The 24,687-nt window shown below is 65.2% G+C and carries 26 protein-coding genes; 14 read left to right on the top strand and 12 right to left on the bottom strand.

Going from position 1 to position 24,687, the window contains the following annotated elements:
* Positions 1–158: 158 nt before the first annotated feature.
* The 3 genes from EI171_RS19995 (at position 159) to EI171_RS19985 (ending at position 2,199) form a co-directional block, all read left to right on the top strand.
* Complete coding sequence (locus EI171_RS19995; RefSeq protein ID WP_028175878.1) at positions 159–938, top strand: NAD kinase; 780 nt, start codon at positions 159–161, stop codon at positions 936–938.
* Between the two features lie 109 nt (positions 939–1,047).
* Complete coding sequence (locus EI171_RS19990) at positions 1,048–1,593, top strand: response regulator (protein ID WP_008549760.1); 546 nt, start codon at positions 1,048–1,050, stop codon at positions 1,591–1,593.
* A gap of 27 nt (positions 1,594–1,620) precedes the next feature.
* Complete coding sequence (locus tag EI171_RS19985; RefSeq protein WP_011088266.1) at positions 1,621–2,199, top strand: Hpt domain-containing protein; 579 nt, start codon at positions 1,621–1,623, stop codon at positions 2,197–2,199.
* Between the two features lie 179 nt (positions 2,200–2,378).
* Here EI171_RS19985 and EI171_RS19980 read toward each other — a convergent pair whose 3' ends face one another.
* The 4 genes from EI171_RS19980 to folE all read right to left on the bottom strand — a co-directional run bounded on the left by EI171_RS19980 (position 2,379) and on the right by folE (position 6,130).
* Positions 2,379–3,554, bottom strand: a complete 1,176-nt coding sequence (locus EI171_RS19980; RefSeq protein WP_060908025.1) for a DUF2336 domain-containing protein — start codon at positions 3,552–3,554, stop codon at positions 2,379–2,381.
* Between the two features lie 171 nt (positions 3,555–3,725).
* Entirely contained in the window at positions 3,726–4,805 is a 1,080-nt protein-coding gene (locus EI171_RS19975) for a lytic transglycosylase domain-containing protein (protein WP_161534481.1), read from the bottom strand.
* Positions 4,806–4,990: 185 nt separating this feature from the next.
* Positions 4,991–5,413 (bottom strand): phosphoribosyl-AMP cyclohydrolase, encoded by a 423-nt coding sequence (gene hisI / locus EI171_RS19970; RefSeq protein ID WP_161534480.1) that lies wholly within the window; start codon positions 5,411–5,413, stop codon positions 4,991–4,993.
* A gap of 27 nt (positions 5,414–5,440) precedes the next feature.
* Complete coding sequence (folE, locus tag EI171_RS19965; RefSeq protein WP_011088270.1) at positions 5,441–6,130, bottom strand: GTP cyclohydrolase I FolE; 690 nt, start codon at positions 6,128–6,130, stop codon at positions 5,441–5,443.
* Between the two features lie 241 nt (positions 6,131–6,371).
* Here folE and EI171_RS19960 point away from each other — a divergent pair, with 241 nt between their 5' ends.
* A complete protein-coding gene (locus EI171_RS19960) occupies positions 6,372–6,827 on the top strand; it encodes an iron-sulfur cluster assembly scaffold protein (RefSeq protein ID WP_161534479.1) in 456 nt (151 codons plus the stop codon).
* Between the two features lie 117 nt (positions 6,828–6,944).
* On the opposite strand, the gene EI171_RS19955 is transcribed toward EI171_RS19960, so the two are convergent.
* Positions 6,945–7,844, bottom strand: a complete 900-nt coding sequence (locus EI171_RS19955; RefSeq protein WP_028175874.1) for a hypothetical protein — start codon at positions 7,842–7,844, stop codon at positions 6,945–6,947.
* A 248-nt stretch (positions 7,845–8,092) separates the two neighbouring features.
* Between EI171_RS19955 and yidD the strand changes: the two genes are divergently transcribed.
* Positions 8,093–8,431 (top strand): membrane protein insertion efficiency factor YidD, encoded by a 339-nt coding sequence (gene yidD / locus EI171_RS19950; protein ID WP_011088273.1) that lies wholly within the window; start codon positions 8,093–8,095, stop codon positions 8,429–8,431.
* A gap of 91 nt (positions 8,432–8,522) precedes the next feature.
* Positions 8,523–8,735, top strand: coding sequence for a hypothetical protein (locus EI171_RS19945; protein ID WP_038967523.1), 213 nt, complete (start codon positions 8,523–8,525; stop codon positions 8,733–8,735).
* Between the two features lies 1 nt (position 8,736).
* Here EI171_RS19945 and EI171_RS19940 read toward each other — a convergent pair whose 3' ends face one another.
* From EI171_RS19940 to EI171_RS19930, 3 genes are read right to left on the bottom strand one after another with little or no spacing between them, the layout of a single operon-like run.
* Positions 8,737–9,693: a PDR/VanB family oxidoreductase gene (locus EI171_RS19940; protein ID WP_161534478.1), complete on the bottom strand. Its 957-nt coding sequence runs from the start codon at positions 9,691–9,693 to the stop codon at positions 8,737–8,739.
* Positions 9,690–10,211, bottom strand: coding sequence for an MOSC domain-containing protein (locus EI171_RS19935; protein ID WP_161534477.1), 522 nt, complete (start codon positions 10,209–10,211; stop codon positions 9,690–9,692). Before EI171_RS19935 ends, EI171_RS19940 begins: the two co-directional genes overlap by 4 nt.
* Before the next feature lie 55 nt (positions 10,212–10,266).
* A complete protein-coding gene (locus EI171_RS19930; RefSeq protein WP_011088277.1) occupies positions 10,267–11,580 on the bottom strand; it encodes an MFS transporter in 1,314 nt (437 codons plus the stop codon).
* Positions 11,581–11,705: 125 nt separating this feature from the next.
* On the opposite strand from EI171_RS19930, the gene EI171_RS19925 reads away from it, so the two are divergent.
* Together EI171_RS19925 and EI171_RS19920 are read left to right on the top strand one after the other, a co-directional pair.
* Positions 11,706–11,900 carry a hypothetical protein gene (locus EI171_RS19925; RefSeq protein ID WP_161534476.1) on the top strand — a complete coding sequence of 65 codons (195 nt, stop codon included), beginning with the start codon at positions 11,706–11,708 and terminating at the stop codon, positions 11,898–11,900.
* A gap of 36 nt (positions 11,901–11,936) precedes the next feature.
* Complete coding sequence (locus EI171_RS19920; protein ID WP_161534475.1) at positions 11,937–12,500, top strand: helix-turn-helix domain-containing protein; 564 nt, start codon at positions 11,937–11,939, stop codon at positions 12,498–12,500.
* Between the two features lie 21 nt (positions 12,501–12,521).
* Here the strand turns inward: EI171_RS19920 and EI171_RS19915 are convergent, their stop codons facing one another.
* Positions 12,522–13,733, bottom strand: a complete 1,212-nt coding sequence (locus EI171_RS19915) for a hypothetical protein (RefSeq protein WP_202633167.1) — start codon at positions 13,731–13,733, stop codon at positions 12,522–12,524.
* 2 nt (positions 13,734–13,735) lie between these two features.
* Positions 13,736–15,103, bottom strand: a complete 1,368-nt coding sequence (locus EI171_RS19910; protein ID WP_161534474.1) for an APC family permease — start codon at positions 15,101–15,103, stop codon at positions 13,736–13,738.
* A 328-nt stretch (positions 15,104–15,431) separates the two neighbouring features.
* Here EI171_RS19910 and EI171_RS19905 point away from each other — a divergent pair, with 328 nt between their 5' ends.
* Both EI171_RS19905 and EI171_RS19900 read left to right on the top strand, forming a co-directional pair.
* Positions 15,432–16,757, top strand: coding sequence for an alpha/beta hydrolase (locus tag EI171_RS19905; protein WP_161534473.1), 1,326 nt, complete (start codon positions 15,432–15,434; stop codon positions 16,755–16,757).
* A gap of 75 nt (positions 16,758–16,832) precedes the next feature.
* A complete protein-coding gene (locus EI171_RS19900) occupies positions 16,833–17,255 on the top strand; it encodes a GrlR family regulatory protein (protein WP_231166515.1) in 423 nt (140 codons plus the stop codon).
* Between the two features lie 18 nt (positions 17,256–17,273).
* On the opposite strand, the gene EI171_RS19895 is transcribed toward EI171_RS19900, so the two are convergent.
* Both EI171_RS19895 and EI171_RS19890 read right to left on the bottom strand, forming a co-directional pair.
* Positions 17,274–17,663, bottom strand: coding sequence for a hypothetical protein (locus EI171_RS19895; RefSeq protein ID WP_161534472.1), 390 nt, complete (start codon positions 17,661–17,663; stop codon positions 17,274–17,276).
* 90 nt (positions 17,664–17,753) lie between these two features.
* The gene (locus EI171_RS19890) at positions 17,754–18,923 is read right to left on the bottom strand and encodes an MFS transporter (RefSeq protein WP_161534471.1); all 1,170 of its coding nucleotides are present in this window, start codon (positions 18,921–18,923) and stop codon (positions 17,754–17,756) included.
* Positions 18,924–19,109: 186 nt separating this feature from the next.
* Between EI171_RS19890 and thrS the strand changes: the two genes are divergently transcribed.
* The 4 genes from thrS (at position 19,110) to EI171_RS19870 (ending at position 24,633) form a co-directional block, all read left to right on the top strand.
* Positions 19,110–21,152, top strand: coding sequence for a threonine--tRNA ligase (thrS, locus tag EI171_RS19885; protein WP_049832605.1), 2,043 nt, complete (start codon positions 19,110–19,112; stop codon positions 21,150–21,152).
* A 396-nt stretch (positions 21,153–21,548) separates the two neighbouring features.
* The gene (locus tag EI171_RS19880) at positions 21,549–23,603 is read left to right on the top strand and encodes a YadA family autotransporter adhesin (protein ID WP_161534470.1); all 2,055 of its coding nucleotides are present in this window, start codon (positions 21,549–21,551) and stop codon (positions 23,601–23,603) included.
* A gap of 14 nt (positions 23,604–23,617) precedes the next feature.
* The gene (locus EI171_RS19875) at positions 23,618–23,971 is read left to right on the top strand and encodes a hypothetical protein (protein WP_161534469.1); all 354 of its coding nucleotides are present in this window, start codon (positions 23,618–23,620) and stop codon (positions 23,969–23,971) included.
* A gap of 98 nt (positions 23,972–24,069) precedes the next feature.
* Complete coding sequence (locus tag EI171_RS19870) at positions 24,070–24,633, top strand: nitroreductase (RefSeq protein ID WP_161534468.1); 564 nt, start codon at positions 24,070–24,072, stop codon at positions 24,631–24,633.
* Positions 24,634–24,687 lie beyond the last annotated feature (54 nt).

Raw genomic sequence — 24,687 nt, 5'->3', positions numbered from 1 at the left:
CGCCCAAGGAGGCCGATCTGGCTCGAAACGACCCGATTTCGTCCCGAATCGGCAGCCGCCCGTTTGCCTTGAAGGGCGGTCATCCTCGACAATGCAGGCCCGGGTGTATAGACGAGCCCGGCGGAACTTACTCGAGCCAGCGGCCCTGCCCGGAAGCCATGACCAAGCCAGCGCGCTACGACCGGATCGCCTTCGTCGCCAGCCCGAGCAGCGAGGCGCAGGCCGCCTTCGGCCAGCTCACCAGCGACTATGGCAATTGCAACCCGAACGAAGCCGACATCGTGGTCGCGCTCGGCGGCGACGGGTTGATGCTCCAGACGCTGCACCAGAACATGCACACGGGAAAGCCGATCTACGGCATGCACCGCGGCACGGTCGGCTTCCTGATGAACGAATACTCGACGCACGATTTGCGTGCGCGGCTCGAGGCGGCACAGGAGTCCGAGATCAATCCGCTGCTGATGCGCGCGACCGACGTCAACGACCGCGTCCACCTGCACCACGCCATCAACGAGGTCGCGCTGTTCCGTCAGACCTACCAGGCGGCACGCTTGCGGATCCTGATCGACGAGCGCGAGCGGATGCCCGAGCTGATCGCCGACGGCATCATGGTGGCGACGCCGGCAGGCTCGACCGCCTACAACCTGTCCGCCCAGGGACCGATCCTGCCGATCAACGCCGCGCTGCTGGCGCTGACCCCGATCAGCGCCTTCCGCCCCCGCCGCTGGCGCGGCGCGCTGCTGCCCAACACGGCCTATGTCGTGATCGAGGTGCTGGAGGGCGACAAGCGCCCCGTCGCCGCGGTCGCCGACCACGACGAGGTGCGCGACGTCCGCCGCGTCGAGGTGCTGTCCGACAAGACCATCTCGATGCGCATGCTGTTCGACCCCGGCCACAGCCTGGAAGAGCGTATTTTGCGCGAGCAGTTCGGCTACTGAGCCCCCTACCCGGCGCCTTGACCGGCGCTTTGGGACGCCCGGTCGCAACCCTTCGTTAACCCCCGCCACGATATGGTTAACGAAGGTTGACCGCTCTGGCCCAGGCGTCATGTTCCGCATCGATTTCAACAAGCTGCGCTTCCTCGTCTGCGACGACAATCCGCACATGCGCCGCATCCTGCGGACGCTGCTGCATTCCTTCGGCGCGCGCGAAGTCTACGAGGCCGAGGACGGCGCCACGGCGCTGGAAATGTACAGCCACTACGTGCCCGACATCGTCATCACCGACTGGGCGATGCCGATCTTCGACGGGCTCGAGCTCGCGCAGATGATCCGGCAGCCGGAATCCAAGGGCAATCCTTACGCGCCGATTATCATGCTGACCGGCCATTCCGAGAAGCGCCGCGTCACGGTCGCGCGCGATGCCGGCGTCACCGAATTCCTGGCCAAGCCGATCTCGGCCAAGGGGCTCTATCAGCGCATCCTCAACGTGGTCGCCAATCCCCGGCCCTTCATCAAGACCAAGACCTATTTCGGTCCGGACCGGCGCCGCAACACCAACTCCGCCTATATGGGCCCTGAGCGCCGTGTCGGCGAAAAGCACGAGGTGCTGCAGCAGCCCTCGCTGCTCGACAAGGCCCGCTCCTCCATCTAGCGCAACGTCTCACGCGAGGCAGGTATCATGGCGAAGAACAGCGCAAAGGACATCGAGGTCACGGCCTTCGCCACACATCAAATCATCACGCAGCCCAATCCGCTGCGCAGGGTTCTGCGTCGTGTCGAAGAAAAGGACCTGGACGATCCAGTCAGCCGCGCCGAGCAGGCGCTCGCCGGCCTCGCCGGCGAGTTCAAGGACTGGATGACGACAGAGGTCAACCGCCTGTCCGCCGCCTACGTCGCCATCCGCCATGACGGCTTCACCAAGGACAGGCGCGACGAGCTGTTCCGCGCCGCGCACGACATCAAGGGCGACGCTGCGACATTCGGCTATCCGGCCGCGGCGGGAGTCGCCGAGAGCCTGTGCCGCGTCATCGAGCACGCGCCCGATCTCGAAAGGGTGCCGGCCGAGCTGTTCACGCACCATATCAACGCCATCCTGGCCATCGTGCACGAGAACACCAAGCTCGACAGCATCAGCGTCTCCGCCGAGCTCAGCCGGCGCCTGCGCAAGGTCGCCGACGACTACCTCGCCGACGTCAACCGCGACCGCCCCGAGCACCTTGAGGTGATCCTGGCGCCGAGCATCGTGCCGGCGGAATAAACCCTCTCGCGCCTTGTCATTGCGAGCGCGGCGAAGCAATGACGGAGCCTCAGGCTGCTCCATCGACACGACCAGAACGTAGGGTGGGCAAAGCGAAGCGTGCCCACCAATCAACATGAGCTGCGTGGAGAGATGGTGGGCACGGCGCTACGCGCCTTTGCCCACCCTGCGGCGTCTCGTTACGCCGCGATCAGATCGTCGTAAACCGGATCGACCGTGTCGTCCGCGACCAGCTCGTCGCAGAACAGCCTTGCCTCTTCGCGCGCAGACTCGGTGGCGAAGCGGCGGAGCAGGACCATCAGCGGCTCGGTGGCGCCGCGGTCGGTCTCGCAATGGGTGAGCACGCGCTCGACCATGCGCCGGCGCAGCCGCACCGCGCCGTCGTCGCTGTCGACGAAGCCCTGCTCGTGGCAGGCATCGAGCGCCACCTGGAACGCCGCAAACGTCGCCTCGGGAAGCCCGGCGCGGCGGAGCAGCGCGTGCAGGCTGTTGCCGCCGCGGTCGTGCAGCAGCGCGGTGACGCGCGCCAGCGGCAAATCGGCGAGTTCAGCCAGCGCGGCGTCGAACAGGTCGAGATTGCTCGACAGCAGCGCGCGCAGGATCAGGCCCGCGGTCAGCTGGCCGGTGACGCGCAAATGATGCACCAGCCCCTGCATGTCCTCGCCGCGCGAGCGCGCCGCGATGTTGATGGTGGAGCGGTCGCGCGCCTCGATGGTGATGCGGTCGGCGCGATCGGCACTCAGCCAGTTCCGCGCGACGACGAATTGCGCCAGCGTCTCCGAGAGCTTTGCCACCAGCGCCGCGCGCGTTGCGGCCGGCAGATCCTCCAGCACCAGCATCGCCTCGCGGATCGCGGCGAGATGGCCGTGGCGCTCGACGATGCGGTTCCAGGAGAACGGCGCGAGCTCGGCGTGGGAATTCTCGATCAGCTCGAGCGCTGCCGCCGCGCAGCCGACTTCGGCGATGGCGGCGCAGACCGACACCGGCAGCGCGATGCGGCGCGCGACCGCGCACTGCACCTCGTCGTTGCCGGTTGCGACGATGTCGACGAGATCGGCATCGATCAGCAGCGGAGAATGCTCGAGCACGGGCAGCGCGACGGTCGGCTGGTCCGCCGACAGCGCCCGCACGATCGCCGCCGGGGCATCCGTGCTGCGCGCAAAGGCCTCCGCCATCGCCTGCCGCACCAGCGGCGAGGGATCGTCGAGCAGCATCAGAAGCGCGCCTTCGGCGGCGACGCGATCGTCATGGGACAAGTCTGAGATCAGCCAGGCCCGGGCCAGTGCCCGTGTTGCCTCGGCCCGCTCGCCGGCGGGCGCCGTCCTGATCCAATTGATGAACTGCCGAACAATCATGCTGCTTCCGGCTTACACAACAAACGAAAATGGTGACGGCTCGTCACCTGCAACACAAAATAAACCACGACGCTTAACAAAGCGTTCACCATAACTGGCTGGTTTTATTGACGTTTTGTTAAGGGAACCAAGGCGGCCTGTTGACGTGCCCCGGACGCGAAAGGCGAAATGTCAGCTCGAGAACGTGCCGCTGCGATCGCTGAAGAGATCGAGCGGCTGCGGCGGCCGCACATCCGGCGTCGCCGATGCGACCGAGGTCGCGGGCGCGACCGAGGTGAGCGAGGCGTTGTTGCCCCACAATTTCTGCACGGTCGTCGAGACCGGCTGCGTGGCATCGCCGGGCTGATAGATTGAACGGAAGGCCGGCGCGACCGGTGCATTGTCCGCGACTGTCGTCGAGGATGTCGCGCTCACCGGCGTCACGCCGCGCGCATCCGGAAAGGTCTGGAGATAAGCGGCGTTGTCGATCACCGACGTGGTGGGCAGCACGGCATTTGCACTCGCGACCTGCGTCGTCGACGGCGTGGCGCCATACATCGCCATCGCGCTGCGCGTGGTCTTCGAATTTGCCGCGCTCGCATAGCGCGCGTCCAGCACCGAATAGACTTCGGAGACGCTGCGGGCGCGGCCATCCCTGGCGTAGAAGATCGAACGGTTGGCGGATGCCGCGTTGGGAAACAGCCGCGCGCCGACCGCTTGCGGATTGTCCTCGGCATTGGCGATCAGTTTTGCGGCGCCGCCGACGCCCATGAAATGCGCCATGTAGAGCTCGCTGTCGGACGGCCTGCGGCCGAGCAGGCCGGTGAGCTTGAAGCTGTTCGACTGCGTCAGCGCCGCCGCCATGCTCGAGGCAGCCTCCGGGTCGTCGCGCAGCTTCATGATCGACCGCTTCGTCACGGGATCGTCGACGGTGTAGGTTCCCGACGAAGTCCTGGTGATGGCGTCGGCGTAGTTGCCATAGCCGAGCTGGGTCCCCGCCTCCTTCACCGTGCCGAGCCAGGTCTGGTCGATGAACTGGTAAAGCCCGTGCGCGGACGATGTCGTGGCCCCCGCCGTCGGATCGAAATCCGATTCCATCTTTGCGGTGGTCAGCATGTATTGGAAGCTGACGCCACTGACGTTCGAGGCCTGCTTGATCGCACCGGCGACACGCGCCCGCGACGGATCGAGAACCGCCGTCTGAGAGGCACTGGAATTGTCGACCGACATGATGAAGTGCCCGCCCCGCGCGGCGTTGAGCGACGCCGGCAATTCGGCGTCCTGTCGTCTCACCGTGAGACAGGTATGGTTAATGCGGGGTTAATTCGGGGATCGCCCCCTCCCCGAGTCATTCCGGGGCATCGCGAAGCGATGAGCCCGGAATCGATCCAACCCCGCGTGATGCCGCACGATGGATTCCGGGTTCGTGCTGCGCACGCCCCGGAATGACAGAGGGGCTACTTCTTGTAGACCGCGTCCGGATCGAACAGCCTGTCGGCGTCGACAAAGACCAGTTTCGCTCCCCCGTCCTCGGCCTCGACCTTGCGGTAGAAGCAGGACCGGCGGCCGGTGTGGCAGGCCGCGCCGATCTGCTCGACGCGGATCCAGACCGCGTCCTGGTCGCAATCGGTGCGCATCTCGACCACGCGCTGTGTCTGACCCGATGTCTCACCTTTTCGCCACAAGACATTGCGCGAGCGGCTGAAGTACCAGGCCTCGCCGGTCGCGATCGTCTTGCGCAGCGCCTCGTCGTTCATGTGGGCGACCATGAGCACGTCGCCGGTGGCGACGTCGGTCGCCACGCATGTCACGAAGCCGCTTGCGTCGAAGCGCGGCTGGAAGGATAGCCCTTCCTCGATCTCATGGGAGTGAGCGGACACAGGAACCTCGCCAGTCAACTCGCGAGGTCAGCGCGTGCCTCGCACCAGGGACAGGAAACGGGCCTGCTCCGCCGGATTGTCGCGGAACATGCCGGTAAAGCGGCTGGTGAACGTGGAAGCGCCATGCTTGGCGACGCCGCGCACCGACATGCAGGTATGCTCGGCCTCGATCAGCACGGCAACGCCGCGGGGCTTCAGGACCTCGTCGATGGCCGCGGCAATCTGCGCCGTCAGATGCTCCTGGGTCTGGAGCCTGCGGGCGAAGATATCCGTCAGGCGGGCAAGCTTCGACAGGCCGACGACGCGCTCCACCGGCGTATAGGCGATGTGCGCCTTGCCGTAGAACGGCATCATGTGGTGCTCGCACTGCGAGGTGAACTCGATATCGCGCACCAGCACGAAGTCGTCATAGCCGGCGGTCTCGCCAAAGGTGCGGTCGAGCACCTCGGCCGGGCATTGGTGGTAGCCCTGATAGAGCTCGTCAAAGGCCTCGACCACGCGGCGCGGCGTGTCCAAGAGACCCTCGCGCTCGGTGTTCTCGCCGATATAGGCCAGCAGCGTCTTCACCGCCGCTTCCGCCTGCGCGCGCGCGGGGCGCGGCTGGTCGGCGCGGACGGCGGCCGCGAGGAATTCGGCAGGGTCAAGCTCGGCCGGGCGGCTCTCGGGCTGCCGGTCGGAGGGCTTGCTCGGGCGGATGGATTTGATCGTAGCGTCCATATCGACTCCGTTCGACGGCCTTGCGGCCGGAGTGTCACCGGCAGACGGGGCGGCAAGCCGCCGGACGCCTGAAGACTACAGTTTTGGCGAAAAAGGTCCGCAATCTCTGACGTCGCCCGCGTGGTCCTGGATCACCACTGCCGGGCCGCTGGACTGTTTTTCCACCCGTTCCGACCCTATATAGGACCCTGGACGGCGCCCGCCAAGGCCGATCCGGTGCGGAAGTGTTGGACTCCATCACATGCTGAACGACATTTATAACAAGCGGATCATCGAGTTGGCCGGGAATATTCCGCGCCTCGGGCGGCTGTCCGCCCCCGATGCCACCGCGACTGCCCACTCCAAATTGTGCGGCTCGACCGTGAAGGTCGATCTCAAGATGGACGGCGACACCGTCACCGACTTCGCCCATGACGTGAAGGCCTGTGCGCTCGGACAGGCCTCCTCATCCATCATGGCAAGTCACGTCGTCGGCTCGACTGCGAGCGAACTCCGTGAGTTACGCGAAACCGTTCGCAAGATGCTCAAGGAGAACGGCGCGCCTCCTGAAGGCAAATGGGAAGAGATCAAGTTCCTCGAGCCGGTGCGCGACTACAAGGCACGACATGCCTCGACGCTCCTGACCTTCGATGCCGTCGTCGATGCCATCGGTCAGATCGAGGCCAAGGCGAAGCAGCCGGCAACGGCGCCGGGCTGAACCGCCCGCGTCATTCCGGGGCGTCGCAAAGCGACGATCCCGGAATCCGGAGATTACAGCGCGAGATTCCGGGTTCGCGCTACGCGCGCCCCGGAATGACTGCCAAGATTTAAGATCCTACTTCGGCGAGGCCGCGCTCGGCGTCGCCACCCCACCCGTCGGCACCACGGCTTCCGCCGTCTTGGTCGACTTGGCCGGCTGCTCCGGTTCCACACCGAACCTGGCCTGCGTCTTCGGCGCCAGCTCCGCCATGGCCGGCGCTGTGACGTCCACATGCGGCAGCACGTCGGCCACCAGATCCGTCGTCACGAGATTGGTGAGCTTGAGCTCTCCGGTGTCCAGCTCATGCAGATCTTCCCAGGGCGGGACGCTGAGCGCGAGCGACAAAAGATCGCCGGCGCCGCCCATGTCGAAGGTGTATTTGGCGAGCCGGCCGATGTCGCGTTCCACGATCATCAGGTCCTGCGCGCTGTAGCTCGCCGCCTTGGCATCGTCGGCGCGATCGCCCATCCAGATCTGGTGGACGCGGACATGGGCGGCGTCCGGCACGTAGCGCTTCTTGCCGGCCAGCAGCAGGAACACGCACATGGATTCGCAATAGGCCTCGGGCGCGACCGCCGGACGGGCCGACTGCCCGCCGCGGTTCTGAACGCTGATGCCGACCGTGGTCAAAAGCCCGAGATTGCGGAAGCGCCTGCCGAGCGTGATCGCGTCGTTGACGGAACCGCCGCTGGAATCGAGCACGACAGTGGCGCCGCCGAGCTGGCGCCCGCGCGAAAACTCCTCAAAGTCCTTGGGCGTATCGGCGGTGATGATGCCAACCGCACTGACCCAGCCGCGGCAGTTCGGCTCGCAGGCGACCCAGCTGAACTTCATCGGCAGCTTGCGCTCTTCGAGGGCCGCGCCGGCGTGAGCCTTGGTGCCGGTCGTAGCGACAGCTCCGGTCAGGGCGATGCCGAATGCGGCGGCCCCAAGCACCAACCAGCCGCGACGATCAAGGGAGTTCAGAAGTCTCAATCTGGTTCCTTCCCCAAGCCCCAAAGGTCCCCCAACAATCCCCGGTAGCGCCCTCTGAGTCCATCATACAGGCGTATGTTTCTACACGCGGGCGTCATAAAAATGGTATCCGGGGGAATACAGATCGTCCACAGGTACTTGCTGCACTGCTCCCAAAAAGCACGTAAAATATGGCGCGCAAACAACAGCTTGCTGTTCCCTGCTCGGGAACCGCGCAACACCTCGCTTAACGTCGCAGCAAAGCGCACATGAAGCATTCAGCCTGCGAGCATTGTTCCACTCCCGTCGAGGGCGCGCTTCGCCTCCCGCGCAGATTCGGTCGCGCGCTGATCTGGCTCTACCGCCATACACTCTCGCCGCTGGTCGGCTACAACTGCCGGCATTTGCCGACGTGCTCCGTCTACGGCGACGAGGCGATCGAACGTTTCGGGCTCTGGGCCGGTGGCTGGATGACGCTCGCGCGCCTGCTTCGCTGCAATCCGTTCGGCACGTCGGGCATCGACAACGTGCCCCTCGCCGCGCCGCAAGACGCACGCTGGTATCTGCCCTGGCGCTACGGCCGCTGGCGCGGCGTCAACGCACCCTAAGTTTGTTGCGGTGCTTTGCGCATCGCTGCCCGGAGTGGAACCGGAACTTTCTCCTCGCGTTGTTTTGATGCTCCCGCGGGAGGAAACAACAATGCGCTGGAAAATCAGCCCTCATCTTCACTTCAGACTTGGTCCGCATCCCAAATTCAGTCCAAGGGGGCACGATCCAAGAACAATCGATGTGCTCGCCATGGTCGCCCTGCTGGCGCTCGTGCTCGGCTCCGGCTGGTATCTGGCGACGAGCTTGGCCACGCCGCCCAGCAACACGGCGTTCATCGTGCCGAGCCAGAGTGTGCACTGGTAGCTCAGAGATCCAGCACCAGCCGCTCCGCGTCTGATCCGGCGACGCAAACCATGAGATAGCGCTCGCGCTCATATGGCGACAGGATGCGGTCGCGGTGCACGGGCTTGCCCTCGATCCATTCGACCTTGCAGGCGCCGCAGATGCCCCCGCAGCAGGAGGTTGCGATGTCGATGCCTCCTTCCTGCAACGCGGCCAGCATGGTCTGGCCGGCGCGGACCTGGATCTCGGCGCCCGAGCGCGCCAGTGACAGCGTGAAGGGCTTTGTGTCGGGATCGATGACCGGCGGCGGCGCGATGAAGCGCTCGATATGGACATTGGCGGCTGGCCAGCCTGCGGTGACCTGCTCGAAATCCTCAGCCATGCCTTCCGGCCCGCAACAGGCGACCAGCGTGTCCGCCCCGCCCTCCCCGATGAGCGCAGCGAGATCAGGACGCCCGGCCCGGGACGTGCAATGCACGACGACACGGCCCGCTTCGATCAGTGGCGCGAGATGCGCGGCGAGCGGCACCTCCTCGCGCACGATCAGATGCAGCACGAAGCCGGCATCGCCCGTCTGCACGAGGTGCCGCGCCATCGACAGGAACGGCGTCACGCCGATGCCGCCCGCGATGAACACATGGCGCGCAATGCCTGCACCGGGATCGAGCCCGCCGCGCGGCAACGAGACGCCGATCACGTCGCCAATACCGACCTCATCGTGAAGCGCGCGCGAACCGCCACGCCCATCAGCCTCACGCTTGACCGCAACAACATAGCGCGCATTGTCGGCGGGCTCGTTGCACAGTGAGTAGGTGCGGACAAGTCCGTTCGGCAGATGCAGGTCGATATGCGCGCCGGGCTTGAAGGGCGGCAGCTCCCAGCGATCGGGGTCGGCCAGCGTGAACAGTTTTGTGCCTGCCCCCGCCTCCTCGATGCCGGTGACGATCGTCTTGATCGTCGTAATCGGACGCACCTTCATGCCGCGTTCCGCACGGTATCGCCGACCTTGACGATGCCGCTTTGCAGGATCTTGCAGTTCAGGCCGGAGCGATTGATGAGGGGATCGAAGATCGCCTTGCCGGTGATCTCCTCGATATGCCGGCACGGCACCGACAGCCGGGTTGCTTCCAGCAGGGTTTCCCCGAGCCAGAAGCGGCGGCCGACCAGATGGTTTAGCGGCACGCCTTCGACCGTGACGTTGCGCCGATGCTCCTCCGGGCCAAGCTCGATGCCGGCGTCACGCTTGAGCGCGACCAGCGTCTCGAGCTCGAACAGGGTGACCTGCCGGCCCTCTTCGGGCTTGTGCGAATAAAACCCCTCCTCGTTGCCGATCATGTAGCGGTCGCCCTCGATCCCCCGGCCTGCGACGAGCGTGATCGTTTCCGCTGCGCGCATCGGCAGGAACGCACGCGGGGCAAGATGGAGGAAACGCACCACGCCGGTCCAGCCGAGCTGCGCTGTCGTCTGCGCCGAGCCGGCGCTGATGGTGTCGAGCATGACAAAATCCTTGTGAGAGGCGTTGGCGCGCCGCCGGCAGCGGCGCGCCGCGGGATCAGGTCAGTTCCTTGTTCGCCATTTCCGGCGCGAACGTGGTCGCAGTTGCCGTGATGGCCGCGCAGGCGATCAGCAGCAGCGAGACCGGCCAGGTTGCGCCGCCGCTCCAGGCCATCAGCGACGCCGCGATCAGCGGCGTCAACCCACCGCTCAGGGCCGCGCCGACCTGAAATCCGAGCGAGGCGCCGCTGTAACGCAGCCGCGCGGAGAACAGCTCGGAGTACCAGGGCGCGCCGATGCCGAACATCACCATCTGGCCGAAGGTGATCGCGACCACGATGGTGCAGATGACGACGGCGGGATCGCGGGTGTTGAGCAGCCAGAACAGCGGAAAGGCAAACAGCGCCGAGAACAGGCAGCTCGCATAGAACATCGTCTTGCGGCCGACGAGGTCGGACAGCCAGCCGAACAAGGGAATGGCGAGCAGCGCGACCAGCGATGCGGCGAACGCGCCGTTCAGCACTACCGTGCGCGACAGGCCGAGATTGGCCGTGGCGTAGGACATCACGAACACCCCGCCGATGCTGGCATAGGCGATCTCGGAGATCTTCAGACCAACCGCGGTGAAGAACGGCCTGCGGTGATGCCTGAAGATCTCGACCAGCGGCATGCTTGCGACGTCCTTCTTGGCCTGGACCTGACGGAAGGCCGCGGTCTCTTCCATGTTGAGGCGGATGTAGAGCCCGACGCCGACCAGGAGGATCGAGATCAGGAACGGAATGCGCCAGCCGTAAGCCATGAAGTCGCTTTCCGGCAGGCTCGCCACCAGCGCAAACATGCCGATCGCGGCGAGATTGCCGATGGGATTGCCGACCTGCACCATGCTGCCGAGCAGGCCGCGGCGGTGGGTCGGGCAGTTCTCCACCACCATCAGCACCGCCCCGCCCCACTCGCCGCCGAGGCCGATGCCCTGGAGGAAACGCAGGCCGATCAGGAGCAGCGGCGCGGCGATGCCGATCTGCTGATAGGTCGGAAGCAAGCCGATCAGGAAGGTGCCGATGCCCATCACCATGATCGTGATCGCGAGCATCGCCTTGCGGCCGACCCGGTCGCCGTAATGACCGAAGATCGCAGCGCCCAGCGGCCGCGCCAAAAAGCCGACCGCGTAGGTGCCGAAGGCGGCGATGGTGGCGAGCGTGGGATTGCCGGCCGCGAAGAAGACCTTGTTGAACACCAGCGCGGTCGCCGTGCCGTAGATGAGGAAATCGTACCATTCGACCGCGGTGCCGATCACGCTCGACCACACGATCCGTCGCAAGCTCGCCGCCTCGTCCGGCGCTACGCTCAGGGTTACGTCGTCTGCCACGGTCATCGATCTCTCCAAAAGGTACCGGCGCCTGGGAAAAGCAGTTGGTTCTGTCCCGGAGCCCATCGGCAGCCGCGGCGGTAAAATCGATCATGTTTACTAATGGAAATCAACGGCACGGAATGCGGCAAATGCCGCCGATCGCGGCAGAGCGCATCAATTGCACCATTATTCGGCTGACTTTCGCGATATACCAGCTCGCCTGCCCACAATATCCGCGGCGCTGCTCGAAATTTCTGCGCGATAGTTTTCCTTTGGAATACACCTGCACGTCCCCCGGAACTGCCCTGCGCGCGCCACCGGGCTGGCAGTTCGGCAGCATCTGATGCAAAAGAAGCATCAGCAGTTCAGGAGACTCATGCGTGCTTGACGTCAGCAAAGCGACAGCGGTCGGGGCCAATATCCGCCAGGCGCGGATTGCCAAGGGCCTGACGCTGGACCAGCTTGCCAGGCAGAGCGATCTCACGCGCGGCTACATTTCGCTGGTCGAGCGCAACCTCAAGATCCCCTCGCTCGCCGCGCTGCTGCGGATGGCCGCCGCCCTCGAGGTCAACGTCGCGAACTTCTTCGACCCGAACGCCGAGCCCGCGCCGCGCTACACGCTGTTCCGCCGCGAAGGCGGCAATGTCCCGCTGTTCCAGGACACCTTTGGCGTGGTGCCGCTGGCAACCGGCCGCACCCGCAAGATGATGGAGCCGTTCCTCCTCAGCCCGCCGCACAAATCGACGACGCGCGCCTCGCATGCCGGCGAGGAGCTGCTCTTCGTGATCAACGGGAAAATTGCGATCAAGCTCGACGGCGAAGAGCTCGTCCTCGGCAAGGGCGATTGTCTGTATTTTTCGGGCGAGACGCCGCACGAGGTCCGGAGCCTCGGCCGGCAGAAGGCGGAGGTTCTGGTCGTTGTCGCTCAGAACGCGACGACGTAACCCCGGACTTCGGCAAATAGCCTAGCGGAACCAGAAGAAACGCCCGGACGGCGGGACGGATTCGGGCGGACGCGGCCGCTTCGGGCGCGGTGGCTTTGGCGTCGGTTCAGCGGACGAGGTGGTCTCCGCCCCCGGCGCGGTGTCGCTTCCCGGCACCTTCACCGACAGCAGCAGATTCGATTCATGCGTGCGCCAGCGATAACCGACGCCGAAATCGATCGGCTGGGCCCGCGCGAACAGTTCGGCATAGCGCTCCTGGTAACGGCCGGGGAATTCGGCGATCGGTCCGAGGTAGCGGCCGAACGGGAAGAACCGCCATTGCCGCGCATTGTAGTTCGCGAGCGGAATGCCGGAATCGTCCTGGATGATGGTGGCGCTGTTGGCCAGTAGCCAGTCGCGGACGACGGTGAAGTTGCCAGAGTGCAAGAGATAGGACGCGCTCTTGAGCAGGCTGTTGCCGGGCCCGAGCGTCTCGCAGAACTTCAGGAATCCAGCCGCGCGCGCGCCGGGATTGGAGAGATCGGTGGAGAAATAATACAGCGTGCGCACTTCGCCATCGCTGCCGGCGAAGGTGATGCGGACGCCGCGCGTCGCGTTCGGTCCCGGATTGTCGTTGCCCGCGTGAATCCCGCCCTTGTCGTCGAGCGCAATCATCTCGACGTTGCGGATGGTCTTGCCGGAGCGCGCGAGGAAGACATAGAGGATCGGCAAGGTGCCGTTGACCTGGTTGGCGTGCAGGTCGACCTTCATCTGCTTGGTGATAAAGAAGGAGAAGCTCAGGATCGAGCCGAGCGAGCGTTCGACATTGTAGAGCGCGGCGCCGACCGAGCCTCGCGGCAGCCGCGTCAGGTCGGGCACGGCGCCAACCGGCTCCAGCGCACCGAGCACGTAGGTGCTGGCCTTGGAATAGAAGGCGTCGGCGTAGAGGAAGTCCGGGCCGCTGAACATGTAGAACATGGTCGGCCTGGGCGCGGCCAGGTTGACGTCGGACCAGGTGCGGATCTTCGAGAGTTGCCGCTGCTCGAGCTGGGCAAAGGCGCCGTCGAAGAATTTTGCGTGATGCTGCCAGGACGGGTCTCTGGTCAGCGCCACCAGCGGCGAGTCCGCCGATGGCTGCATGCCCGCAAGGAAGCGCGCGGTGTCGTCGAAGGTGACGTCGGCGGCCCGCACGGACGAGACGGCCGCAGCCACGAGGGCAACAGCGACAGCCGCAATTCTCAAGGGTCGAAACATGTCTATTCGCGATTGTGTGACGTGCCAGCGGCGACCGGCCGCCTGCGGAAAACAGCATAAATCAACAGGCCCGAGAGCATGACGAGCATCCCCGACAGCGACTGCACCGGCCGCTCGGTCAAGAGGTAGTACATCATGAACGCGGTCACGAGCAGGAAAACGAGGGGGGTGAAGGGGTATCCCCAGGCGCGATAGGGCCGCGGCAGGTCAGGGTCGGTGATGCGCAGCTTGATCACGCCGGCGACCGTGAAGAACGAGCAGAACAAGAGCGCGAACTGGATGAAGTCGAGCACCGCCTCGAAACTGCGCGTGAACAGCAGCAGGGTCGCGACCGCGAGCTGAAACAGGATGGCATAGGCCGGCGCGCCGCTCGTCGACTTGCGCGAGAACACGCGCAGCGCCGGAATGTCCTCCCCCATCGTCATCATCACGCGCGGACCGATCCACATCATCGCGCTGATCGAGGAGATCAGGCCGACGCAGATCATGGCGCCGACGATCCGGCCGCCGAGGCTGCCGAAGATGGCGCTGCCGGCGACACTGGCGACATCGAGCTGGCCGGCGAGCGCGCCGACCGGCGTGGAGTAGAGAAACACCGCATTCAATGTGACATACAGCACGAGCACGATCAGCGTGCCCGCGAGCAGCGCGCGCGGCAGGTTCTGCTGCGGCATGTTCATCTCGCCGATGATATAGGTCGCCGCATTCCAGCCCGAGAACGAGTACATCACGAAGACGAGGCCGATCGCGAAGGGCGCGCTGACGATGTGCGCGAGGTCGCCCGGCTGCGGCGTGAAGGCGATCGGCTGCGGCACGCCGATGATGAAGCCGGCGACCAGGAAGGCGACGATCAGCACGACCTTCAGGATGGTCGAGATCAGCTGGAAGGTCGAGGAGTGCCTGACGCCGGTCAGTTGCACGAGCGAGACCAGCCACACCACGCCGATGGCGAGCGGGATCGGCGGCAGGTCGGGGACGACCGACTTGGCATATTCGCCGAAGGCCATCGCGGCGAGTGCAACCGGCGCGGCAAAGCCGACCGTCGCCGAGACCCAGCCGGCGAGAAAGCCGAAGGCGGGATGATAGGCACGGCCGAGGAAATTGTATTCGCCGCTCGAGCGCGGAAACATCGCGCCGAGCTCGCTGTAGGAGAACACCCCGCACAGTGCGACGATGCCGCCGACGCTCCACAGCAGCAGAATCGAGAAGCCGGACGGGATGTCCTTGACCTGGAAGCCGAGGCTGGTGAAGACGCCGACCCCGATCATGTCGGCAACGACGATGGCGGTTGCGACCAGAACGGAGACGCCCGCCCCTCTTCCGGTCAACCGGCCAGTCCAGGGCGCAGTACCCGCATCTGATGCCGTCATCGGGGTCCTTAACCTCAGGCCTCACGTCTCGTGGGAAGCATCGTGCAGTTTGATCCAGTCAATTCAAGCAGGGTTAACAAGGGTTAAATGAGGCAAGGGAAATAGGTATCAAGGCACCTTCTTAGCACGGTCATGGGCGATAAAGCTGCGCAAACACCGGAGAATCCCGTTTCCGATCCCCACAATCGCGACACGATTGCGTGGTCCTTTTGAGCGTTCCGGATGTGGGGAAGTTTCTCCGGACACTTAACGTCACCTAAACGCCAGTCGGCTCAATTATCTCAAGATTGCCGCTGGGCTTGTGGTCATGACTTGGGGTCATGGGTGGATGGTCGGGGCCGTTCCGAAAACGAGAGCTGACATTCGTGCCGATCGGACGCCGTCCGATCGGCGCGGTCGTGCGCTCCGGATCGGCCTGATCTCAGCCTTGGTGCCGCTGTCGCTCACGCTGGTTCAATGCGGCCAAGCGCCGAATCCGACGGCGCTCGCAGCCAACTCGCAGGCCAATGTCCAGGTCGTCGCCAAGACCAATCCGCAAGTTGCGAGCGGCGACACGTTCGAGGATCGCTTCCCTGCCCCGCAGTTCAAGGAGCGCTTCCCCTCGGTGGGCGAGAGCTTCCTGCATCGGCAGATGTCGGACTTCTCGCCCAAGCGCGCCGTACAGCAGCAGCCGCAGCCGGAGCAGGCACCCTACAAGGTCGCTTCGCTCGCACCGCAGGCGCCCTACCAGCGTCCGCCCCGCGAAGACCTGACGACGCTCGTCAGCATGAAGTCGTCGGCCTTCCCCTATTTCGGCAACAACCCTGCCTCCGACGCGCCGTTCCTCAACATCTCCAAGGGTGACCGCCGCGGCCACCGCAGCTATTCGGGGCGCGTCTACTGGCAGGACGAGACCTACAGCGACAGCCGCGTGCTGGTGCACGTCCCCGAGCATTTCGACGCCCGCAAGCCGGGCGTGATCGTGGTGTTCTTCCACGGCAATGGCGCGACGCTCGAGCGCGATGTGCGCGACCGGCAGCTGGTGCCGCAGCAGATCACCGATTCCGGCGCCAATGCCATCCTGCTTGCGCCGCAGATGGCCCTCGACGCCGCCGATTCCAGCGCCGGAAAATTCTGGCAGGCGGGCGGCCTCAAGCGCTTCATGGATGAATCGGCCAGCCACCTCGCCCGCCTCACCGGCGATCCCAACAGCGCGCGCGCGTTCGCCAACATGCCGATCGTCATCGTCGGCTATAGCGGCGGCTTCCTGCCGACGGCCTGGAGCCTCGAGGTCGGGGGCATCAGCGACCGCGTCCGCGGCGTCGTGCTGCTCGACGCCGTCTATGGCGAAATGGACAAGTTCGCCTCCTGGATCGCGAGCCACCGCTCGGGCTTCTTCGTCAGCTCGTACACTCACTACACGGCGCGGCGCGACCGCGAGCTGATGAGCATGCTCAGGCAGAAGGGCATCAGCGTCTCCGAGGACATGGACGGCCCGTTGCGTCCCGGCAGCGTGGTGTTCGTCGAAACCGGCGACGGCATCACCCATCGCGACTACGTGAACCGCGCGTGGACGCAGTATCCGCTCAAGGACGTGCTGGTGAAGATGTCGGCGACACCGGCGCTGGCGCTGACGCGCGTGGCGGCGACCACTCCATCGGCATCGAACCGATAGTCCCGATATTGCGCCAGCCGGTATTTCCGTGCGCTGCCTGCAATTCTCTCAAGCCATGATCAAAATGTGATGTTGATGGCCGACATCCCCGTGAGCCACCGGATTGTTTCCGCTGGCAACGATCATAGTTTGCCGGCCAAGTTGGATTTGGAATTTCTGCGGGGACAGGTCGTGCGTCAGGGACTGTACAAGGTCGACTTCCACACGGTTCACGGAACCGGGTGCGGTGTCGTCTATGTGGTGGATGGCAAAATGCGCGGCGGCAATTCCGCCTTCGCCTTCATGGGCACCTATACGGGCGAAGGCGACGCGATCAAGGTCAAGATCTCGACCCAGCGCTACAACGACGACCCGTCCTTCAAGGGGCTGTTCGGCATCGACCGGATCACGCTGACGCTCACCGGCCGCGAGGACGGCGACGCGGCGGAATTCGAAGGCAACGCGCTGCAAGCGCCGGGCGTTGCCTTCAGGGCTGTGCTGAGCCGGATCAGCGACTAGCCGTCCGGCGTCTTGACCTTAGGTCTTGGGCAGCTTCGGAATGCTCTCGGCAAAACCGTTGAAGCAGGCCAGCCGCTCGTCCTCTTCCTTGAAGAAACGGCAATCGGCGTAGCCCTTGGCCTTCGCCGGCTTCGGCTTCGGCGCCGGCGGGATCACCGCGTCGTAGCAATTGAGGCGGTCCTTGGTGCCGTCATCGAGATCGAGGCAGGCCTGGAGCCGTGCGGCGATCGATTGCGGCTTGCCCTTCGGCGCTGCGGCCGGCTTGGCCGCTGCCTCCTTGGTCCCCGTTTTGGTCCCCTTGGGCTTGACCTGCACCAAGGGCTTGTCCCCCACCATCGGTGGCTTGTCGGCTTGCGCAAACGCGGAGGCTGAATAGAGCACCGCGGCAACCGCCAGAATCATCCTCATCTCAGTCAACTCTCTTTGGTCCCCATGACCGGCCTTCTAGCGCTCCCGCGCGCGGTTTGCCAAGCACCTTGCACGCACGAAAACGCCGGTTCAGGCGGCAGCAGCCGGCCCGGGCCGGGTCAGGATCACCAGCACCAGCGCCAGCACGACGAAGCCGACCGCAACGAAGCCGAGCGGGTGCAGGAGCTCGCGGGCGAACAGCAGCCCGCCGATGGCGGAGCCGACCGCCTGGCCGATATAGAGGACGGAGGTGTTGAGCGCGACGGTGGCGGACGCAAGCGGCGGCGCGGTCGCGACCAGCCGCACCTGCTGCATCGAATTGGTCGAGGCAAAGCCGAGGCCCCAGATCGCGACGGCACCTGCCATCAGGACGAACGTGCCGGCGCCGAGCGCCCAGCCCGCAATGCCCGCAAGCAGCAGGCAGGTGAACAGCAGCGAGGTACGATAGGGACCCCAGGTATCGACGATGCGGGTCGCGATCACGACGCCGAGGAAACCGCAGAGGCCGTAGATGCCGAACACCATTCCGATTGCGTCCGGCCCCGCCCCGGTCAGCTTCTTGAGCAGCGGGCCCATGAAGGTGAACACCACGAACTGCCCGGACATTTGCAGCATGGTGATCGCAAGCAGCAGCAGAACCGTCCTGTCGCGGCCGACCGCGCTCCAGGTCTTCAGGTCCACCGGCGTGCCCTTCAGTCCGGCAGGCAGGCGCAGCAGCAACAACAAGAAGCTGATGCAGCCGAGCGCGCCGATCCCGCCATAGGCCGCGCGCCAGCCGTAGCGGCTGGCCATGAAGGTGATCAGCGGCAGGCCGACGGCGGCCGCCAGCGACCAGCCGAGAAAGATATAGGCAATCTTGCTGCCGCGCCGCTCCGCCGGCACGATCAGCGCCGCCGTGCCGGCCGCCTGCGGCGTATAGAGCGCGCCGACCGCGAGCATCACCAGGCGGATGACGAGGAGGCTCGCATAGTCGGGCGCGAACGCCGAGGCGAGATTGCCGAAGGCGAGCACCGCCAGCGTGGTCGCAAGCAGCGTCCGCCGTTCGATGCGGCTCGTGAGCCAGGCCGTCAGCGGCGAACCGATGCACAGCGTGATCGCGCCGAAGGTGATCAGGAGCCCGGCCGCGTGAATGCTGATGCCGAGCCCCGCCGACAATTCCGGCAGCATCCCCGCCGGCGCCAGCACCGAGCAGCCGGTGACGAGATTGCCGAGCATGAGGGCGGTTGGCGCGAAACGGCCGGCGGCGGGGGATTTTTGCATGCAACTGCATGTAGAGCCGGCTTGCCGCCTGTTAAAGGCCGCTGCCCGAAATAGTTGGTGCAAGGCCGCAGCTTTTGCGTGCCACTTTCTTGGAAATGCCGGATTGCGCAGGCCGAATCGCCTGATATATCGCTCGTTCCCGCTTACCTGCGCTCGTTCGCAGGAGTGAGCTTCAGGAGAAAAGCAATGACCGACCAGCCCAAATCCGAATCCGGCTTCCAGTACAGCCTCTCGAATCTGAAGCCCGTGACCCCCGCAGCCAAAGTCACCCTCACCTTCCCCGACGGCGCCCGGCGCGAATACGACAAGAGCATCACCGGCCTCGAGATCGCCAAGGGCATCTCGCCGTCGCTGGCCAAGCGCACGGTCGCGATGGCGCTCGACGGCGTGGTCGCCGACCTCGACGATCCCATCGAAGCCGATGCCAAGATCGAGCTGATCAACCGCGACGATCCGCGCGCGCTGGAGCTGATCCGCCACGACTGCGCGCACGTGCTCGCCGAAGCCGTGCAGACGCTGTGGCCGGGCACCCAGGTCACCATCGGTCCGGTGATCGAGAACGGCTTCTATTACGACTTCTTCCGCAACGAGCCGTTCACGCCGGAAGACTTTGCCGCGATCGAGAAGAAGATGCGCGAGATCATCGCGCGCGACAAACCCTTCACGAAAGAGGTTTGGGATCGCGAAAAGACCAAGCAGGTGTTCCGCGACAAGGGCGAGGCGTTCAAGGTCGAGCTGGTCGACGCCATTCCCGGCAACGAGCCGATCAAGATCTACTACCAGGGCGACTGGTTCGATCTGTGCCGCGGCCCGCACATGACCTCGACCGGCAAGGTCGGCAATGCCTTCAAGCTGATGAAGGTGGCCGGCGCCTATTGGCGCGGCGATTCCAACAACCCGATGCTGACCCGCATCTACGGCACCGCCTTCGCCAAGCAGGAGGATCTCGACGCCTACCTCAAGCAGATCGAGGAGGCCGAGAAACGCGACCATCGCAAGCTCGGGCGCGAGCTCGACCTCTTCCATTTCCAGGAGGAAGGTCCGGGCGTCGTGTTCTGGCATCCGAAGGGCTGGACCATCTTCCAGCAGCTGATCGCCTATATGCGCCGCCGCCTGACCGGCGACTACAGCGAGGTCAATGCGCCGCAGATCCTCGACAAGGTTTTGTGGGAGACCTCGGGCCATTGGGGCTGGTACCGCGAAAACATGTTCGCGGCGCAGTCGGCCGGCGACGAGGCCGAGGACAAGCGCTGGTTCGCTCTGAAACCGATGAACTGCCCGGGCCATGTGCAGATCTTCAAGCACGGCCTGAAGAGCTACCGCGACCTGCCCTTGCGGCTCGCCGAGTTCGGCGTGGTGCATCGCTATGAGCCATCCGGCGCCATGCACGGCCTGATGCGCGTGCGCGGCTTCACCCAGGACGATGCGCACATCTTCTGCACCGAGGACCAGCTCGCCGAGGAATGCCTGAAGATCAACGATCTCATCCTGTCGACTTACGCGGATTTCGGCTTCACCGGCGATCTCACCGTGAAACTGTCGACCCGACCCGACAAGCGCGTCGGCACGGATGCGATGTGGGATCACGCCGAGCGCGTGATGGCGACGGTGCTGCGCGAGATCCAGTCGCAGAACAACCACATCAAGACCGAGATCAACCCGGGCGAAGGCGCGTTCTACGGGCCGAAGTTCGAATACGTGCTGCGCGACGCCATCGGCCGCGACTGGCAGTGCGGCACCACGCAGGTGGACTTCAACCTGCCGGAGCGGTTCGGTGCGTTCTACATCGACCATGACGGCGGCAAGAAACCGCCGGTGATGGTGCATCGCGCGATCTGCGGCTCGATGGAGCGCTATATCGGCATCCTGATCGAGCACTATGCCGGCAATTTCCCGCTCTGGCTCTCGCCGGTGCAGGCCGTGGTCACGACCATCACCTCCGAGGGCGACGAGTACGCCAAGCAGGTCCTGGAGCAGGCCCGGCGCGCGGGGCTTCGGGTCGAGATCGACCTGCGCAACGAGAAGATCAACTACAAGGTCCGCGAGCACTCGCTGGCCAAGATCCCGGCACTGCTCGTGGTCGGCAAGAAGGAGGCCGAGACGCATTCGGTCTCCGTCCGCCGGCTCGGCAGCGACGGCCAGAAGGTGATGACGACCGCCGAGGCGATCGCCGCCTTGGTCGAGGAAGCGACCCCGCCCGATGTCGTGCGGGCACGGGGCATCGTTTAGAACCTGCCACTGAACTTGACGAACAGGGCGCGCCTACCGGCGCGCTCTGCGCGTCTGCGCAGCAAGGTGGCCGCCCTCAGAGCGCGATACCAGCCCGACTTCCGGAGCACTACCCCATGAATTGGGGATACCGACGTACCGGGCTCCGCGCGAACATTGGTCATGTTTGGTGAACTCGATACGAATTTGCGAGCCGAGGCCGAGGCAGCCGGGTTTCGGCGGCCGGCTTCAGGTGCCGTCGTCGCTCTTGTCATGTTCGCACTCGGGTTCATTGTCTTTCCCGAAGCTGTCTACGCCGAAACCTGCCTGCTCGATTCCGGCAGTGGCAGCGCGCCCGTTGCCGATTCATTCGCTTGTGGCAACGCTGCATCCGCTTCGGCTTCCAGCAGTACGGCGGTGGGGAACCATGCAGATGCCGCGGGAGCCTATGGTGTCGCGGTCGGTTTTCTGAGTAGTGCGTCGCAAAGCCACGCCACCGCGGTCGGAGCGACGAGCAATGCCAGCGGGACGGATTCGACGGCGGTGGGCTACGGAAGCGAGGCGACAGCAGCGCAGACTTCCGCCTTCGGCTCCTACAGCAGCGCGACCGCCCAGCAAGCCTCGGCTTTCGGTAATTCGAGCACGGCGAGCGGGACACAGTCCTCCGCCTTCGGCGCTTCAAGCACAGCAACTGGCGTAGCCTCCGTCGCCGTTGGCTACGCCGCGAGCGCCAGTGGTGACTACGCCATTGCGTTCGGCCGGCAGAGTCAGGCAACGATGCAGAGCGCGCTGGCGATCGGGCAGAGCGCCGAGGCAACCGGAGCGGACAGCGTCGCACTCGGCTCGGATGCGCTTGCCGACAATTCAGGCGCAATCGCAATCGGCAGTTCCGCCCAAGCCCATCTCGCCGGAACCGCTGTCGGACGGACGGCGCACGCCTATGGCGACTACAGTACGGCCGTCGGGCAAGCCGCGGCGGCAACCGGCCAGGGGAGTTCGGCCTACGGCTACACAAGTGTCGCGGGCGCCACAGCTGCGTCGGCATTTGGCTGGAACGCGCGCGCCAACGCCGTGGACTCGACCGCTCTTGGTTTCAATACAAATGTTTCAGCGGCGGCAATTTCGGGCGTCGCCATCGGTGAAGGTGCGCAAACGACTGCATCCAACGCGGTTGCGCTCGGTTCCAAGTCCGTCGCCAATGTCGCAAACACGATCTCGATCGGCTCGGCCGGCAAAGAGCGCAGGATCGTCAATGTCGCCGCCGGCACGCTGTCTTCCACCAGCACCGATGTCGTCAATGGCGGCCAGCTCTACACTGCAAACCAGAGGGTCGCCGCAGCATTCGGCACAACGCTCGATGCCGGCGGACAGATGGTTGCGCCGAGCTACATGATCCAGGGCGTCTCCTACAACAACGTCGGCAGCGCGTTCTCTGCCGTGAACGCTGCGCTAAGCAGCACGGCGACCAGCATCAGCAACTTGCAGACGCAGATCGACAACGGGTCGATCGGCCTCGTGCAGCAGAATTCGTCGACTAAGGTCATCGGTATCGGCAGCAGCACGGATGGCACCGTGGTCGACGTGTCGGGCACATCGGGCAACCGCACCGTGACTGGCGTCGCCGCGGGCGCCGTTGACGCGACCAGCACCGACGCCGTCAACGGCAGCCAGCTCTACGCCACGAACCAGACCGTTGCCTCGCTGAGTGCGACGGTGGCCGGCATCGCCGGGACAACTCAGTACACCAAGGTCAACAGCGCTGGCGCAGCGGCCAACGCCTCCGGTACCGATGCGATCGCGATCGGCGGCAATGCGCAGGCCACCCAGTCCGGCTCGATCGCAATTGGGTTGAATTCCGCCTCGACCGGCACCAATGCGATTGCGATCGGCACCGGTGCGGTGGCAACCGGCTCGGTAGCCGTCGGCGCAGCAGCCTCCGCAGGCAATGGCGGCGCGGCCTTCGGCGACGGTGCGGTTGCGACGGGCTCGAACTCGGCCGCGTTGGGCACCAATGCCTCGGCAACCGCGGCCAACTCAGTGGCGATCGGCACAGGCTCGACCAACACCGTCGCCAACACCGTGTCGTTCGGCTCGGCCGGCAATGAGCGCCGCCTCACCAATGTCGCCGCCGGCGTCAACCAGACCGATGCAGTCAATGTCGGCCAGCTCCAGTCGGCTGTCGCAGGCTTCCAGTCACAGATCGGCAGCCTGCAAAGCGAGATCGCCGCCAACCAGCAGGAGGCCCGGCGCGGCATCGTCGCCGCGGTGTCAGCCGCACCGGTGCTGATGCCGTCGGCGCGTGGCAGGACCACAGTCGCAGTGAACGCCGGATATTATCGCGGCCAATCCGGCGTGGGCATCGGCATCTCACATCGCCTGGACTGGACGACGCCGACGGTGCTGTTTGGCGGCTATTCCAATGGCGGTGGAAGCGAGCATATCGGCCGCGCCGGCATGGCGGTCGAGTTCTGACGTTGGTGCCGCAGATGAAGCTTCCCTTCCCGGCCTTCGTGCTGGCCGCAGTCGTGCTCGGCTCCCGCCCTGTCGTCGCGCAACAGCCGCAACAACCGCCGCCGCAACAATTCCAGCCATCGGGCGAATGGGCCAAGCTTCCGCGCATGCAATTGGAACGGCAATTCGCCGGCCCGCTCCAGGATACGGTGGTCCAGCGCTTGCGCGATCCGGTCGACGGCACCATCTGCTATGTGTATCTGCCGATCTCGGCGCCGCACTCGCCGACGACGGCAACGGGTTTCGTACAATACGGCCCGAACGGCATCGGTAGCATCAACTGTATGCCGGGCACGCCAGCTGTCGCTGCGCCGACGAGGCACAAATAGGCCCCGATCACAATCGGTCTAAATGAGCCTGTTCAGTCTCGTGGCCGGCAGGATCGCATGCTATGCGGTGCCCAATTGGTTCCATGAGAGAGACGCCCGTGCCCGACGCCATCGAACTCCTGAAGACCCGCCGCTCGGTCAAGCCGCGCGAGATGACCGGGCCCGGCCCTTCGGAGGCCGAGCTCGAGACGATCCTCACCATCGGCGCGCGCGTGCCGGATCACGGCAAGCTCGCGCCCTGGCGCTTCATCATCTTCGAAGGCGATGCGCACCAGCGCGCCGGCGAGGTGATTGCGAAGGTCTTTGCGCGGAAGAATCCGGGCGCGCCGGCGGCCGATGTCGAGATCGAGCGGAAACGGCTCACCGATGCCCCGCTCGTGATCGGCATCGTCAGCTTCACCAGGCCGCATCCGAAGGTACCGGCCTTCGAGCAGGAACTGTCGGCGGGCGCCAGCGCCATGAACATCGTCACGGCCGCGACCGCGCTCGGCTACGGCGCATGCTGGCTGACCGGCTGGTTCTCGTTCGACCGCGACGTGCTCGACGGCCTCGGCCTCAAGCCGGACGAAAAGCTCGCCGGCTTCATCCACATCGGCACGCCGACCAAGCCGAGCGAGGACCGTCCGCGACCGTTCCTTTCGGAAATCGTGACACGATTTTGATCGATGACATGTTGACGCCCTGAATATCTTGCGGCTTTGATCCCGGCGAGGGAG

It is taken from the genome of Bradyrhizobium sp. LCT2 (assembly GCF_009931255.1).
Lineage (GTDB): Bacteria > Pseudomonadota > Alphaproteobacteria > Rhizobiales > Xanthobacteraceae > Bradyrhizobium > Bradyrhizobium diazoefficiens.
Note: the sequence above shows the minus strand (reverse complement) of the source record. Positions and strands in the feature narration are given on the sequence as shown.

Excerpts from the sequence above, each read along its gene's own strand:
- EI171_RS19995 (WP_028175878.1), top strand. The coding sequence starts at position 159 with ATGACCAAGCCAGCGCGCTACGACCGGATCGCCTTCGTCGCCAGCCCG.
- EI171_RS19990 (WP_008549760.1), top strand. The coding sequence starts at position 1,048 with ATGTTCCGCATCGATTTCAACAAGCTGCGCTTCCTCGTCTGCGACGAC.
- EI171_RS19985 (WP_011088266.1), top strand. The coding sequence starts at position 1,621 with ATGGCGAAGAACAGCGCAAAGGACATCGAGGTCACGGCCTTCGCCACA.
- EI171_RS19980 (WP_060908025.1), bottom strand. The coding sequence starts at position 3,554 with ATGATTGTTCGGCAGTTCATCAATTGGATCAGGACGGCGCCCGCCGGC.
- folE (WP_011088270.1), bottom strand. The coding sequence starts at position 6,130 with ATGGACGCTACGATCAAATCCATCCGCCCGAGCAAGCCCTCCGACCGG.
- EI171_RS19960 (WP_161534479.1), top strand. The coding sequence starts at position 6,372 with ATGCTGAACGACATTTATAACAAGCGGATCATCGAGTTGGCCGGGAAT.
- yidD (WP_011088273.1), top strand. The coding sequence starts at position 8,093 with ATGAAGCATTCAGCCTGCGAGCATTGTTCCACTCCCGTCGAGGGCGCG.
- EI171_RS19945 (WP_038967523.1), top strand. The coding sequence starts at position 8,523 with ATGCGCTGGAAAATCAGCCCTCATCTTCACTTCAGACTTGGTCCGCAT.
- EI171_RS19940 (WP_161534478.1), bottom strand. The coding sequence starts at position 9,693 with ATGAAGGTGCGTCCGATTACGACGATCAAGACGATCGTCACCGGCATC.
- EI171_RS19935 (WP_161534477.1), bottom strand. The coding sequence starts at position 10,211 with ATGCTCGACACCATCAGCGCCGGCTCGGCGCAGACGACAGCGCAGCTC.
- EI171_RS19930 (WP_011088277.1), bottom strand. The coding sequence starts at position 11,580 with ATGACCGTGGCAGACGACGTAACCCTGAGCGTAGCGCCGGACGAGGCG.
- EI171_RS19925 (WP_161534476.1), top strand. The coding sequence starts at position 11,706 with ATGCCGCCGATCGCGGCAGAGCGCATCAATTGCACCATTATTCGGCTG.
- EI171_RS19915 (WP_202633167.1), bottom strand. The coding sequence starts at position 13,733 with ATGTTTCGACCCTTGAGAATTGCGGCTGTCGCTGTTGCCCTCGTGGCT.
- EI171_RS19910 (WP_161534474.1), bottom strand. The coding sequence starts at position 15,103 with ATGACGGCATCAGATGCGGGTACTGCGCCCTGGACTGGCCGGTTGACC.
- EI171_RS19905 (WP_161534473.1), top strand. The coding sequence starts at position 15,432 with ATGGTCGGGGCCGTTCCGAAAACGAGAGCTGACATTCGTGCCGATCGG.
- EI171_RS19900 (WP_231166515.1), top strand. The coding sequence starts at position 16,833 with ATGGCCGACATCCCCGTGAGCCACCGGATTGTTTCCGCTGGCAACGAT.
- EI171_RS19895 (WP_161534472.1), bottom strand. The coding sequence starts at position 17,663 with ATGAGGATGATTCTGGCGGTTGCCGCGGTGCTCTATTCAGCCTCCGCG.
- EI171_RS19890 (WP_161534471.1), bottom strand. The coding sequence starts at position 18,923 with ATGCAAAAATCCCCCGCCGCCGGCCGTTTCGCGCCAACCGCCCTCATG.
- thrS (WP_049832605.1), top strand. The coding sequence starts at position 19,110 with ATGACCGACCAGCCCAAATCCGAATCCGGCTTCCAGTACAGCCTCTCG.
- EI171_RS19875 (WP_161534469.1), top strand. The coding sequence starts at position 23,618 with ATGAAGCTTCCCTTCCCGGCCTTCGTGCTGGCCGCAGTCGTGCTCGGC.